The organism is Actinocrinis puniceicyclus (genome assembly GCF_018283645.1).
In the GTDB taxonomy this organism is placed as follows: domain Bacteria; phylum Actinomycetota; class Actinomycetes; order Streptomycetales; family Catenulisporaceae; genus Actinocrinis; species Actinocrinis puniceicyclus.
This window is the reverse complement of sequence record NZ_JAGSXH010000019.1, coordinates 65486-78279: the sequence shown is the minus strand read 5'-3', so window position 1 is coordinate 78279 and position 12794 is coordinate 65486. Positions and strand designations below refer to the sequence as shown.

Annotated in this window: 9 protein-coding genes and 2 pseudogenes; 5 read left to right on the top strand and 6 right to left on the bottom strand. The window is 70.0% G+C overall.

What is annotated here, in order from left to right; all coding sequences use genetic code 11:
- Positions 1-15 precede the first annotated feature (15 nt).
- On the top strand, positions 16-1446 hold the full coding sequence (locus KGA66_RS08350; RefSeq protein ID WP_369015834.1) for an FAD-binding protein: 1431 nt from the start codon (positions 16-18) through the stop codon (positions 1444-1446).
- 36 nt (positions 1447-1482) lie between these two features.
- Here KGA66_RS08350 and KGA66_RS08345 read toward each other — a convergent pair.
- Positions 1483-1812 (bottom strand): annotated as a pseudogene (locus KGA66_RS08345) (glycoside hydrolase family 3 C-terminal domain-containing protein); the annotation flags it as partial.
- 382 nt (positions 1813-2194) lie between these two features.
- On the opposite strand from KGA66_RS08345, the gene KGA66_RS08340 reads away from it, so the two are divergent.
- Positions 2195-4372, top strand: coding sequence for a cellulose binding domain-containing protein (locus KGA66_RS08340; protein WP_211466372.1), 2178 nt, complete (start codon positions 2195-2197; stop codon positions 4370-4372).
- A gap of 427 nt (positions 4373-4799) precedes the next feature.
- On the opposite strand, the gene KGA66_RS08335 is transcribed toward KGA66_RS08340, so the two are convergent.
- Both KGA66_RS08335 and KGA66_RS08330 read right to left on the bottom strand, forming a co-directional pair.
- Positions 4800-5516 carry a response regulator gene (locus KGA66_RS08335; protein WP_211466370.1) on the bottom strand — a complete coding sequence of 239 codons (717 nt, stop codon included), beginning with the start codon at positions 5514-5516 and terminating at the stop codon, positions 4800-4802.
- Complete coding sequence (locus tag KGA66_RS08330; RefSeq protein ID WP_211466368.1) at positions 5513-7168, bottom strand: sensor histidine kinase; 1656 nt, start codon at positions 7166-7168, stop codon at positions 5513-5515. The genes KGA66_RS08335 and KGA66_RS08330 overlap by 4 nt, the downstream gene beginning before the upstream one ends.
- Positions 7169-7403: 235 nt before the next feature.
- Between KGA66_RS08330 and KGA66_RS08325 the strand changes: the two genes are divergently transcribed.
- From KGA66_RS08325 to KGA66_RS08315, 3 genes are all read left to right on the top strand, one after another.
- Positions 7404-8264 carry an ABC transporter ATP-binding protein gene (locus tag KGA66_RS08325; protein ID WP_211466366.1) on the top strand — a complete coding sequence of 287 codons (861 nt, stop codon included), beginning with the start codon at positions 7404-7406 and terminating at the stop codon, positions 8262-8264.
- Positions 8261-9157: an ABC transporter permease gene (locus KGA66_RS08320; protein WP_211466364.1), complete on the top strand. Its 897-nt coding sequence runs from the start codon at positions 8261-8263 to the stop codon at positions 9155-9157. The genes KGA66_RS08325 and KGA66_RS08320 overlap by 4 nt, the downstream gene beginning before the upstream one ends.
- A 124-nt stretch (positions 9158-9281) precedes the next feature.
- Positions 9282-10379 (top strand): ABC transporter substrate-binding protein, encoded by a 1098-nt coding sequence (locus KGA66_RS08315; RefSeq protein ID WP_211466362.1) that lies wholly within the window; start codon positions 9282-9284, stop codon positions 10377-10379.
- A gap of 90 nt (positions 10380-10469) precedes the next feature.
- On the opposite strand, the pseudogene KGA66_RS32445 reads toward KGA66_RS08315, so the two are convergent.
- The 3 genes and pseudogenes from KGA66_RS32445 to KGA66_RS08300 form a co-directional block, all read right to left on the bottom strand.
- Positions 10470-10701, bottom strand: a pseudogene (locus tag KGA66_RS32445) (response regulator transcription factor); the annotation flags it as partial.
- Between the two features lie 425 nt (positions 10702-11126).
- Positions 11127-12026: an NADP-dependent oxidoreductase gene (locus tag KGA66_RS08305; RefSeq protein ID WP_369015833.1), complete on the bottom strand. Its 900-nt coding sequence runs from the start codon at positions 12024-12026 to the stop codon at positions 11127-11129.
- Positions 12027-12080: 54 nt separating this feature from the next.
- The gene (locus tag KGA66_RS08300) at positions 12081-12641 is read right to left on the bottom strand and encodes a TetR/AcrR family transcriptional regulator (RefSeq protein ID WP_246507210.1); all 561 of its coding nucleotides are present in this window, start codon (positions 12639-12641) and stop codon (positions 12081-12083) included.
- Positions 12642-12794 lie beyond the last annotated feature (153 nt).

Genomic DNA, 12794 nt, shown 5'->3' with positions numbered 1-12794 from the left:
GTCGGGGGCGGTGCGGTGGGAGCGGGGGCGCTCGTGATCGGGTTCGACGGCGCGGCGCGCGCGTGGGCGGCGCAGGTCCCGACCGGGTCGAAGGGCGCGGCCTTCGACCAGGTGCCGCCGCTGGACGGCACGCTGCTGCTGGATCCCGGCCGGCTGGCGCCGTTCGAGGACGACTTCGGGCACATCGTGCACGAGGCGCCGGGCGCGGTGCTCGAGCCCGGATCGGTGCGGGACATCGCGACGATGATCGAGTTCTGCGGTGCGCGGCGCATCCCGGTGGCGCCGCGCGGCCAGGGCCACCAGACCTTCGGCCAGGCGCAGGTGTCCGGCGGGCTGGTGATCGACATGAGCCCGCTCGACTCCGTCACGGTGGATCCGGTCGCGCGCACGGCCACGGTCGGGGCGGGCGCGGTGTGGAGCGCGGTGCTCACGGCCGCGCTCGCGCACGGGCTGACCCCGCCGGTGTTCACCGACTACATCGAGGTGTCGATCGGCGGCACGCTCTCGGCAGGCGGCATCGGCGGCGCCTCGCAGCAGCACGGCGCTCAGGTGGACAACGTCGTCGAGCTCGAAGTGGTCACCGGGACCGGGCAGACGGTCCTCTGCTCCGCGTCGCAGCAGGCTGACCTGTTCCACGCGGCGCTCTCAGGGCTCGGACAGGTCGGCGTCATCACCCGCGCTACGCTGCCGCTGGTCGCCGCGCCCGCGTCCGCGCGCCGGTACACCCTCACCTATCCGTCCGCGGCCGCGCTGACCGCGGCGCAGCGCAAGGCGGTGGGCGACGGGCGCTTCGGCTGGCTGGAGGGCGCGGTCACCGCGGTCAGCGGCGGCGGATGGCAGTACGAGCTCGAAGGTACCGCCTACTACGACGGCACGGCGCCGGACGACCAGGCGCTCATCGGGGACCTCGGCTACGAGGGCACCGCGCAGATCGAGGACTTCGCCTACAGCGACTTCGTGAACGACCTGGCGCCGGGCGTCGCTTATCTCAAGTCCACCGGCGAGTGGTACGACCCGCATCCGTGGTTGGACCTCTTCCTGCCCGACGGCGCCGCGGACGCGTACGTCGCCTCGGTCATGGACAAGCTCACGGTCGCGGACATCGGGGCCAGCGGCCTGGTGCTGCTCTACCCGATCCCGACCGCGCGGCTGCACACGCCGCTGCTGCGCACCCCCGACAGTGAACTGACGTTCCTGTTCGCGGTCCTGCGCACGGCCGCGCCGGACGCGGGAGCCCTGCCGGCCGCGACCATGCTCGACGCGAACCGCGCGCTGTACCTGGAGGCTCAGGCGATCGGCGCGACGCAGTACCCGGTCGGGTCGATACCGATGACCAGCGCCGACTGGCGCATCCAGTACGGCGATCAGTGGCAGTTCTTCTGCCTGGCCAAGCATCGGTACGACCCGGCCGGGATCCTGACGCCGGGTCAGGGCATCTTCGACTGACCCGGTAGCCGGTTCACCGGCGCTCGCGGCTCGCCGTCACCAGCTTTGAAGACCGGCGCCACAAGGGTAGAGCGGGTTTCCGTACGTGGTCGGCAAGCTCTGGCCGGCGCCGATGCGTGTCCGGATATCGGAGCGCTCGGCGTCGGTCGCGCCAAGATCGCAGGGCAGGTCCCAGTTCTCCACGGCGTCGGCCGGGATGTCGGTGCCGCCGGGCGTGAGGATCTGGTCCAGGCCGGCCGGCAGTTGCCGGGGCAGCTTGCCGGTCGGCGCGTAGTCGCCGAACAGCAGGCCGGCCGCGGCCGGGCACATCTGCTCGCCGCCCCGGTATGTCACCACGATGGCGTCGGCCAGGCCGTTCCAGTCGGAGCGGACTGGAGAGCGCTCTCCAACTCGGGAGTGGTCTTGCGCGCCCCGGGGTCCTCGTCAAGGGCTGATTCGCGCCGATGATGCCGCTTTGAGCGCTCGCGCGGAGCCGTTCGCAGCGGGCCGGCACGCGCCACTGGAGAGCGCTCCCCGGTCGGCCCGAAACTTTCTTTCACGAGCACCATGACAGTTGATTGATACTCATCGTTATCCGCCAGCGCCCCGAACTGCCTGTTCGACACCGTTCGATGGCTGTCGCACGATCGCCACGATCAGCCCTTTTCCAGCCGCTGGACAAGGCGCGCGATTGCCCGTACGCCGAGTGCCAGCGTGCCTCCCGCGGAGGCCGCGACACCCACCGGTTTGCGAGGAGGCAGGGCCTGGCATGAGCAGATCCAGAAAGCGGACGTCGAGGTCGACGGCGAAGGCGCGCGGCATGTCGTGGATCGGCGCAGCGATACTCGGCGCCGGCGCGCTCTGCGCGGCAGCGGCCGGCCCGGCCCAGGCCGGCACGGCCGTCGCGGTCACCGTCAACGCCACGGCCGGGCTGGGCTCGATCCCCGCGAACGCGATCGGCCTGAACACCGCCGTCTACGACGGCGACATGAACGACTCGGCGGCGCCGGGCCTGATCAAGGCCGCCGGTATCAATGCACTACGGTACCCGGGCGGTTCGTACTCTGACATCTACAACTGGCAGACCAACGTGGCCCAGGGCGGCTACGACGCGCCGAACACCGCGTTCAGCAACTTCATGGGCACCGCGCAGGCGGCCGGGGCCAGCCCGATCATCACGGTGAACTACGGCACCGGCACCCCCTCGCTGGCCGCCGCGTGGGTGCAGAACGCGAACGTGACCAACAACTACGGCATCAAGTACTGGGAGGTCGGCAACGAGGTCTACGGCAACGGCACCTACAACGCGAACTGGGAGGCCGACGCGCACTGCACCACCTCGGCCACCGGCGGCCCGGTGACCATCGGCAGCGAGCCGAACCAGACCTACAACTGCGGCCCGAGCGTGTACGCGACCAACGTGCTGAGCTACATCTCGGCGATGAAGGCCGTGAGCCCCGGCATCCACGTGTGCGCCATCCTGACCACCCCGGGCTTCTGGCCGGACGGCGTCACCAACCCGACCACCAGTCCGAAGCCGTGGAACCAGACGGTGCTCACGGCCCTCGGTTCGAAGACGGACTGCGTCATCGTGCACTACTACCCCGGCGGGTCGAACGCGACCGGGATGCTGACCGACCCTACCGACATCTCCGGCATCGTCTCGACGCTGCACTCGCAGATCCAGCAGTACGCGGGCGTCAACCCGGCGAACGTGCCGATCCTGGTCACCGAGACGAACTCGACCCTTGACACCGACACCCAGCCCGCGGCGCTGTTCGGCGCGGATATGTACATGTCCTGGCTCGAGAACGGCGTGGTCAACGTCGACTGGTGGGACCAGCACAACGGTCCGGGCACGAACACCCCGGCCGTCGTGGACGGCGTGCAGGACTACGGCGACTACGGCATCTTCTCCAGCGGCGCGAACAACAGCGGCGTCACCGAACCCGCGGTCGACACGCCGTTCGCGCCCTACTACGCGATCGAGATGCTCTCCAAGCTCGGCGCTCCCGGCGACACCATGGTCAACACCAGCTCGGGCAACTCGCTGGTCAAGGTGCACGCGGTGCGCCGCGCCGGCGGCAGCCTGGACGTGCTGATCGAGAACGAGGACCCGTCGAACTCGTACACGGCCTCTCTCGCGCTCAACGGCTTCACCGCTTCCGGCAGCCCGACCGTCTACACCTACGCCAACGGTGGCACCTCGATCGCCAGCACGACGCAGAGCTCTGCCTCGTCGGTGACCGTGGCTCCGTACTCGCTGACGGTCGTCCAGATCCCCGGCAGCGGCGGCACCGGCACCACCGCGCCGGGCGCCCCGGGCCAGCCGACCGTCTCGAACCTGACCTCCAGCACGTCGAGCACCACCTCCGGCGCCGCGACGCTCAGCTGGACCGCGTCCGCCGCGGGCACCTACCCGGTCGCGAACTACCAGGTCTACCAGCTCGGCAGCGGCGGTAGCAGCACGCTGGTCGGCAGCCCGACCGGCAGTACGTTCAACCTCAGTGGCCTGACGATCGGGGCGAGCTACACGTACAACGTCGTGGCGGTCGACTCGCACGGCAATCCGTCGCTGCCCTCGGCGCCGGTCACCTTCACCGTGCCGCCGCCGTCCAACAGCACCTGCGCCGTGCATTACGCGGTCAGCAGCTCCTGGCCGGGCGGTTTCGGCGCGAGTATCACCCTGACCGACAAGGGAAGCAGCGCGATCAACAACTGGACGCTGACGTTCACCTGGCCGGCCGCGGGTGAGGCGGTGCAGTCCGGCTGGAACGGCACGTGGACGCAGTCCGGCCAGAACGTCACCGTCACCGCCGCGTCGTGGAACAGTACGATCGCGGCCAACGGCGGCACCGTCAGCCTCGGCTTCAACGGCACCGACACCGGACTGGCCACCGCGCCGGCCGCGTTCTACATCAACGGCACGGTGTGCGCGAACAACTGAGGTAACGCCCCACCAGGACCGGGGCACCGGATCGCGGCGGCCGCCGCGATCCGGCCGGGGGGACAGCGCCGGGCGGCTAGGCGGTGTTGGGGAATGCCTCAAGGGGCGAATCCGGTGATCGACTTCGCCTGGACGCACGGCCGAAACGTCCACAGACGACCGCTGTGTTGAATCATGAACGCGCGAGGACGCTCCGGCCGCGCGCCCATGCTCGTCGCTGACCGGATTCGCCATGACGATTCCGACAAAGCGGCGGTCGAATCGTTGCCTTGATACATTCCCCAACACCGCCTAGGCGCCGGCAGCCGCTCAGCGGCGCGCGCTCCCCACCGCGGCACCCACCAGCGCCAGCAGATCATCGAGCCCGTCGCAGGCGGCGGTGCCGTTCGACGTCGCAGCCCTGATTATCTCGAAGCCGGCGCGCGCGTCACGGCTGAGCGCCGGACGAGGTGTACCGGTGCTCGGGGCGGCCGGTGGCGCCGTAGCGCAACTGGAGGCGCACGATTCCGCGCTGAGCCAGGTAGCTGAGATACCGCTGCGCGGTAGCGCGGCTGACCCCGACCTGCTCGGCCACCTCGGCGGCCGATACCGGACCCGGGGCGCCGCGCACCGCGTCGCGGATCGACTCCAGCGTCGGCGCGGAATGCCCCTTCATCGGCACCGGCGGCAGCGCCGCGGGCCCCCGCAACAGGCCGAACAGGGCGTCCACGTCGGACTGGTCGGCCTGCTCCTTGAGCGTCTCCATGCGCAGCCGCATACTGCGGTATGCGGTGAGCTTGTCGCTCAGGGTATTGAATCCGAACGGTTTGACGAGATAGTGCACCGCGCCGAGCCGCATCGCGGTGCGTACGGTGTCGACGTCGCGCGCCGCCGTGATCACCACGCAGTCCGGGTGCTCGGCGCGCTCCATCAGCTTGCGCACGACACCGAGCCCGTCGCCGTCCGGCAGGTAGACGTCCATGAGCACCAGGTCGGGAGCCAGCGCGTCCACGGCGGCCAGCGCCTCGGCGGCCGAGTGCGCGACGCCGACCGTTTCAAAACCCTGCGTCCTGGCGACGTACGCGGCGTGGATCTTCGCCACGCGGTAGTCGTCGTCGACGATCAAGGTTCTGATGAGCGGGGGAACGTCCGGCGCCGCGTTCACCCGGCGGCCGCCTTGACCAGGTCCCGGGACGCGTAGCGGCGCGAGCCCTTGGGCAGCCGGACGGTGAAGACGGCGCCAGGCCCCTCGCTGACGTCGATCTGACCGCCGAGCCGCTGCACCAGCCGGTGCACCAGCGCCAGGCCCAGGCCGCGATGCCGGGAACCCACCCGCGGCTTCGTGGTGTATCCGTCCACGAAGACCGAGCCCGCCGCGCCGGGCGCGATACCGGGGCCGTCGTCCGCGACCCGCACCACGATCGCGTCCTCGTCCTCGAACACGCTCACCTCGACCCGGCCGACGTCGCCCGGAGTGCGGCGCGGATCCGGGTCGCCGCCAGGGTCGCAGAGCGCTTCGAAGGCGTTGTCGATCAGGTTGCCCAGGATCGTGGTCAGCGCCTGCGCCTTCTCCGGCGCGTCCCCGAGCAGCGTGTCGTCGCTGACGTCGAGGATCACGCCGCGCTCGCCCGCGACCGCGGCCTTGCCCAGGATCAGGCCGACGATGAGCGGGGAGGCGATCCGGGAGCGCACCGATTCGGCGAACTCCGCCTGCGCCCCCTCCAGATCCGTCAGGTAGCGCAGCGCCTCGTCGGCTTCGCCGAGTTCCAGCAGCCCCGCGACCGTGTGCATGCGGTTGGAGAACTCGTGCTGCTGCGCCCGCAGCGCGTCCGTCAGGCCCCTGACGCTGTCGAGCTCGCGCAGCAGGCCCGAGAGCTCGGTGCGGTCCCGCAGCGTCACCACCGCGCCGTGCGGGCGGCCGGCCAGCGTGACCGGCATGCGGTTGACCGTCAACAGGTAGTCGTCGGTGAGCACCACCTGGTCCTGGCCGGCGATCTCGCCGGAGAGCACGTCGCGCAGGCGACCTTCGGCGACCAGGTCCTCCAGTCGGCCGCCGAGGCCCGCGGCGCCCAGGCTGAGCAACCGGCGCGCCTCGTCGTTGATCATGGCGACGCGCCCGGCCGGGTCGAAGGCGATCACCCCCTCGCGGATGCCGTGCAGCGTGGCCTCGCGCTCCTGCAGCAGGGTGGTGATCTCGTCGAGTTCCAGCCCGAACGTGCGCCGCTTCAGGCGCACCGCGAGCAGCCAGGAGGCCAACGCGGCCGCGGCCAGCGCGGCGGCGACCCACAGCGCCTCGACCGGCAGCTCGCGGCTGAGCTCGGCGGTCACCGAGCTCTCCTTGATTCCCGCGGACACCTCGCCGACCATCACGCCGTCCGGTCCGTACAGCGGCGCCCTGCCGTTGGCCGAGCGGCCGGTCGATCCGTCGTTGATGCGCACGTGGATCGCCCGGTCGACCGTCACGATCGGCTCGGAGACCTGCTGCCCGATCAGCGCCCGGTCCGGATGCGAGTGGCGCACCCGGTTCATGTCGATGACCACCACGTACGACGCCCCGGTCTCGCTCATCACCCGGTTGGCGATCTGCTGGATGCCGTCCCCGCAGGCGCCGCCCTCGGTCTCCAAGCAGGCGCCGACCTCGGGGATCCCGGCCACGGTGGCCGCGATGTCCGCCGCCCGCTGCTCGTACTGCGCGTCGAGCTGCGAGCGCTGCTGATAGGCGAACAGGGAGAAACCCACCACGACCACCGCCACGAGGATCACGATCTGGCTGGCGAGGATCTGGGTGGAGAGCCTGCGCATCGGTGAACGCCGCATTTGCCCGATTGTGACGAGAACCGCACCGCGCGACAAGGGCCGCGGACCCGCACGGCCAAACGTGACGGTCTTGTTATACGTAAGCGCAGATGAGGGGCCGATCCGCGTGAGCAGAACGCGCAGAACCCCGGTTAATGCGGCTAACGCGGGATGTGCGCGAAACAGCGACGTAACCCGGCGCGGCCTTTAGCGTCGGCCTCCATCCACCCAGTCGTGAAACAAGGGGAACGGGCTGATGGCTTCACGCAACGAATCGGCGAGCAGAGCGCCGGCCGACCACGCCGACCGGGCCGCGTCCCGTATCGAGGTGACGGGACTGGGCAAACGGTTCCTGACCCCGAAGGGCGAGGTCTTCACCGCGCTGCGGGACGTGACGTTCACGGTCGAGCCGGGCCGGTTCTGCGCGGTGGTCGGCCCGACCGGCTGCGGCAAGTCCACGACGCTGAGCATGGTCTCCGGACTCGACCGGCCGAGCGAGGGTTCGGTGAAGGTCGGCGGGCGCGAGGTGTCCGGGATCACCGGCGGCATCAGTTTCATGTTCCAGACCGACGCCCTGCTGCCGTGGAAGACCGTGGCGGGCAACGTGGAACTCGGCCCGCTCTTTCGCGGCGTCGGCAAGAGGCAGGCCCGCACGCTGGCCCGGGACTGGCTGCGCCGGGTGGGCCTGGCCGGGTTCGAGGACCACCACCCGCATCAGCTCTCCGGCGGCATGCGCAAGCGGGTGGCGATGGCCGCGGCGCTGATCAACGAGCCGCGGATCCTGCTGATGGACGAGCCCTTCGGCGCGCTGGACGTGCAGACCAAGGCGATCATGCAGACCGAACTGCTCGGCCTGTGGGAGCAGCTGCGCCCATCAGTGCTCTTCATCACGCACGACCTGGACGAGGCGGTGGCGCTGGCGGACCGGGTGGTGGTCATGACCTCGGGGCCCGGCACGGTCAAGGCGGTCTACGAGGTGGACCTGCCGCGGCCGCGCGGCGCGGTGCAGGACCTGCGTTACGAGCCCCACTTCCTCGAAACGCAGCACCGGATCTGGGAGTCGCTGCGCGAAGAGGTGCAGCGCGCCTACGCACTCACCGCAGGAGCCGACGCATGAGCATCACGCCCACCGCGGCCGGCCAGGTCGCTCCGACCCCGCCGCATACCGGCGCCGCGGCCAACCGGTCCGTCGCCGAGGCCGGCCGGCGCGCCCGCCGCAGGCGCCTGATCTGGCTGTGGGTGGCGCGCTTCGGCTTCGCCGTCGTGGTCATCGGCGGCTGGCAGCTGTTCACCAGCCTCAAGATCGTCGACCCGTTCTTCTACGGTCAGCCTTCCGGCATCTGGAAGCGCACCATCGACCTGTTCGAGAACGGCACCGAGTTCGGCTCGTTCTGGACCGACATCGCCACCACGCTCAAGGAGGCGGTCTTCGGCTTCGGCCTCGGCGCGGCGGCGGGCATCGTTCTGGGCGTCTCGCTCGGGCAGAACCGGTTCCTCGCCGACGTCCTGGGCCCGTACATCAAGGTCGTGAACGCGATCCCGCGCATCGTGCTCGGTTCCATCTTCATCGTCGCCTTCGGCATCGGTGTCACTCCGAAGGTGCTGCTGTCCGCGGTGCTGGTGTTCTTCGTGGTCTTCTTCAACGCCTTCCAGGGCGTGCGCGAGGTGGACCGCAACATCCTGGCCAACGTCAGGGTGCTGGGAGCCTCGCCGCTGCACGTCATCCGGCACGTCACCGTGCCCTCCGCACTGACCTGGATCATCGCCAGCCTGCACACCGCCTTCGGCTTCGCCATCGTCGGCGCCCTCGTCGGCGAGGTGCTCGGCGCGCAGCACGGCGTCGGCCTGGTGATCAAGACCGCGCAGGGCAGCCTCGACCCGGACGGCGTCTTCGCCGGAATGCTCGTGATCTCGGTGATCACGCTCGTCGCCGAGTTCCTGCTGACCCTCCTGGAGCGGCGGCTGCTGTCCTGGCGCCCGCCCTCCCCCGCCGAGGCCGCGGCGATCTGACCGCGGCCCGCACAACACCGCACAACACCGCCACACCGCTCGCTCCACACCGCTCGCTCCACACCGCGCACCTTCCACACCGCAACAAGGCTCGATCCCTCAACGACGAAAGGACCGGCGAATCATGCACAAACGGACTCTCGCCCTGTCACTGGCGGGCGTGCTCGCCCTCGGCACGGCGACCGCCTGCGGCAGCAGCGGCAACGGGGGCCAGAGCTCCGGCTCCGGCGCTTCCGGCGGCCCCGCGCCGACGGTGACGATGATGGTCGGCGGCATCGACAAGCAGATCTATCTGCCCTACGAACTGGCCCAGCAGCTCGGCTACTACCAGAAGTACGGCGTCAACATGCAGCTGAGCAGCGAGGTCGACGGCGGCGTCGGCGCTGAGGACGCGATGGCCTCCGGGCAGGTGGACATGGCCGGCGCCTGGTACAACCACACCATCGACTTCCAGGTCAAGGGCAAGAGCGTGGTGGACATCGTGCAGCTGTCCGGGGCGCCGGGCGAGCGGGAGATGTGCGGCAAGAACAGCGGCGTGCACTCGGCCGCGGACTTCTCCGGCAAGACCCTCGGCGTGACCGACCTGGGTTCGGGCACTGACTCGCTGACCAAGTTCCTGGCCGCGCAGAAGGGCATCAAGGCCGCGCAGATCCACCGGCTGGCGGTCGGCGCGGGCGCCACGGCCATCGCCGCGATCCAGGGCGGGTCGGCGCAGTGCGTGATGACCACCCAGCCGACGGTCACCGCGATGGAGCAGAAGGGCATCGCGTACTCGGCGATCGACCTGGCCACCACGGCCGGGGCCACCCAGGCGCTCGGCGGCGCCTGGCCGGCCGCGGGCGTGCTGGCCCGCGCCGACTGGGTCAACTCGCACAAGGACACGGCGCAGAAGGTGGTCGACGCGCTCGTGGACACCATGCACTGGATAAGCACGCATTCGGCCGCTGACATCGCCGACAAGCTGCCGCAGTCCTACGTGCAGAACAGCCTGGTGACGAAGGCCGACTACATCGCGGCCCTGACACAGGACAAGGGCCAGTTCCTGCCGGACGGCGTCATGCCCGCCGGCGGTCCGAAGACGGTGCTGGCGATGGAGGAGCTGATCGGCTCGGCGAGCTCCACGGTGAACCTGGCGGAAACCTTCACCAACGAGTTTGCGCTGGCGGCGAACAAGACCGAGGGTTACACGGTCAGCACGACTCCGGCCGGCGCGGCCGGCTGACCGCAGGAAGCCCGATGGCAGGGCGTCCGCGACGAGAAGCGGCTCGTCGCGGGCGCCTTCAGCCGATCCGGCCTCGTCCCGCAGGTCGGCGCCCGGGATGATCAGCCTGCTTTCGTAGGCGAACACCACCGCTTGCGCCCGGTCGCGCAGCTCCAGCTTGTGAAGCAGAGCACCGACATGGCTCTTGACGGTCTGCTCGGCCCGGCTCAGCCGCGCGGCGATCTGCGTGTTGAACAGCCCGCGCGACCAGGAGCAGCACCTCGTGCTCTCGGCCGGTCAGCCGGTCGAGCAGCGCGGGCCGGGTGATCCGCGGCCGGCGCGCGAACCGGGCGAAGAAGGTCCGCCAGTGGCCCAGGCCCCCTGCATGTCCTGGGCCATGTCTCAGGTCGCGCCTCTACGGTCGGCATCACCGAGCGCCGCCGCACGTCCGCGGCGTTCGCCCGTGGATCGCGTGAGGGAAGCCATCGACGCAGTGCAGGGGCGAGAGCGGTCTACTCCACGACTTTCGCAGCAAGGGTGCGACAGGGGTCGCTGTGTTCGCGGAAGCCAGTTGAGACCACCTTCGGCTTCCGGCGACACGAAGCGAGAGAGCGACTCAAGGCCTGGTGCTCCCGAAGCTACCGCGAGAGGCAAAGTAACCGGCAGCTTGAACCTCCCGGTGTGCTTGGCGCGTTCGGAAACGATCGTTCGCGTCGTCAGTGGCGATGCTCCTGTCCGCGGCGTGAGCGGATGTGGGACGGTGGTGGTTCAGGCGAGATCCTGGGGGTGCAGCACGATGCGCCCGTGGGTCTTGCGGTCGGCCAAGGCCTGGTAGGCGTCGCGCACGGCGGTGAGTGGGTATGTTGCGGCGATGGGGATGTGCAGGTCGCCGGTGGCGGCGAGGGCGGCCAGTTCGGCCAGTGCTGGGGGGCCGCCGGCATCGGTGGTTCCGAGAGATTTGACGCCCTTTTCTTTCGCTGCGCGGTAGTCGACGACGGTGTCGATGCGGTCAGTCGGAACGCCGAGGTTGATGGCGAGGTCGATGTAGCCGCCGCCGACGGTGTCGATGAAGGCGTCGGCTCGGTCGGTCGTGGCGAGGATCCGTTCCTGTTCGCCGTGGCCGTATTGGACTGGCTGGATGCCGTGTTGCCGGAGCAGGTCGAAGTGTGCGTCGCTGGTCAGGCCGATCACCCTCGCTCCGGCGCGGACTGCGAGCTGGGCGGCGGTGAACCCGACGCCGCCCGATGCGCCCGAGATCACGATGGTCTCGCCCGGGCGGGGTTCAACCGCCCGGATGGCACCGAGGCCCGCCATCGGTGTGGTGTAGAGCGAGCCCGCCACGTCCCAGGAGAGGGCTTGAGGCTTGCTCACGAGCTGGACTGCGGGGATGGCGACGAACTGGGCGTGGGCGTCCCAGCTCTGGAGCCTGCCCAGCACCGCATCGCCGACGGTGAAGCCGAGCACGTCGGCACCGACCGCGACGACTTCACCGGCGAGATCGCGACCCGGCGTGTACGAACTGCCGTGCAGCGCTGGTAGCGCACCGGGGTTGAGCGCACCGGCCTCGACCCGCACCACCACCTCGCCCGGGCCGGCCACGGGCTCGGGGACGTCCGCGAGGTAGATCCCGTCGATGCCCGAAAAACGGTCGTAGCGTACTGCTTTCATTATGTCTCCCGGTTTGCGGGTGATTCGAATCGGCCGGATCGCGCGAGAGGACGCTCAGGTACGGCGCAGGAGTGGCAAGAGGATGTCGTCGACGAGATGCGCGACGAAGGCGGCGTCGCACGGCTCGCCCACGACCACGATGCGCTGCACGATCATCGCGGGAGCGACCTCGGCAAAGAACGTTGCCGCCCCGGGCGCCAGTCGCTCGGCCGCTTGGCGGACAAGTCCGTCCGTCATCGCGGTCTGGTCCCGCCGCAGGATCCGCCGCATCGCCTCGGCGAGCCGCGCGTCGTTGCGCATGCCGGCGAACAGGGCCCCGAGCAGACCCACGTCCTGTTCGGAGATGCTCCGCGCGAGCCATGCCGCAAGGGAATACACGTCCTCCCGGAGACTCTCTCCCGCAGGCTGTGGGGGCTTCGCGGGCGCGCGGCGCTCGACCGCCGCGGCGACCAGCGCCGCCTTGTCGCGGTACCGGCGGTAGATCGTCGTCTTCGCTGCCCCGGACCGCCCGGCCACCGCCTCCACCGAGAGCTGCTCGTATCCCACCTCGGTCAGCAGTGACAGTGTCGCGTCAAGAATGGCCGGATCACGGCTGGAATCCCGCGGCCGTCCCATCACCGAGGGCTGAGTCATGCCGCTGGACTGCGAAGCACCCACCCCGCACCCACTTCCGCTACGCTACCGTTGCGTATCGAAACTACCCTGGTTCGATCCAACCTGCAAGCTGCGGCTTTCCGCGCCGGCCCGAGCTCGGGTGTCCGCTCATAG

What these genes read in the sequence shown, in the direction of transcription:
- KGA66_RS08340 (WP_211466372.1), top strand. Translation starts at nt 2,195, where the DNA reads ATGAGCAGATCCAGAAAGCGGACGTCGAGGTCGACGGCGAAGGCGCGC.
- KGA66_RS08330 (WP_211466368.1), bottom strand. Translation starts at nt 7,168, where the DNA reads ATGCGGCGTTCACCGATGCGCAGGCTCTCCACCCAGATCCTCGCCAGC.
- KGA66_RS08325 (WP_211466366.1), top strand. Translation starts at nt 7,404, where the DNA reads ATGGCTTCACGCAACGAATCGGCGAGCAGAGCGCCGGCCGACCACGCC.
- KGA66_RS08320 (WP_211466364.1), top strand. Translation starts at nt 8,261, where the DNA reads ATGAGCATCACGCCCACCGCGGCCGGCCAGGTCGCTCCGACCCCGCCG.
- KGA66_RS08315 (WP_211466362.1), top strand. Translation starts at nt 9,282, where the DNA reads ATGCACAAACGGACTCTCGCCCTGTCACTGGCGGGCGTGCTCGCCCTC.
- KGA66_RS08305 (WP_369015833.1), bottom strand. Translation starts at nt 12,026, where the DNA reads ATGAAAGCAGTACGCTACGACCGTTTTTCGGGCATCGACGGGATCTAC.
- KGA66_RS08300 (WP_246507210.1), bottom strand. Translation starts at nt 12,641, where the DNA reads ATGGGACGGCCGCGGGATTCCAGCCGTGATCCGGCCATTCTTGACGCG.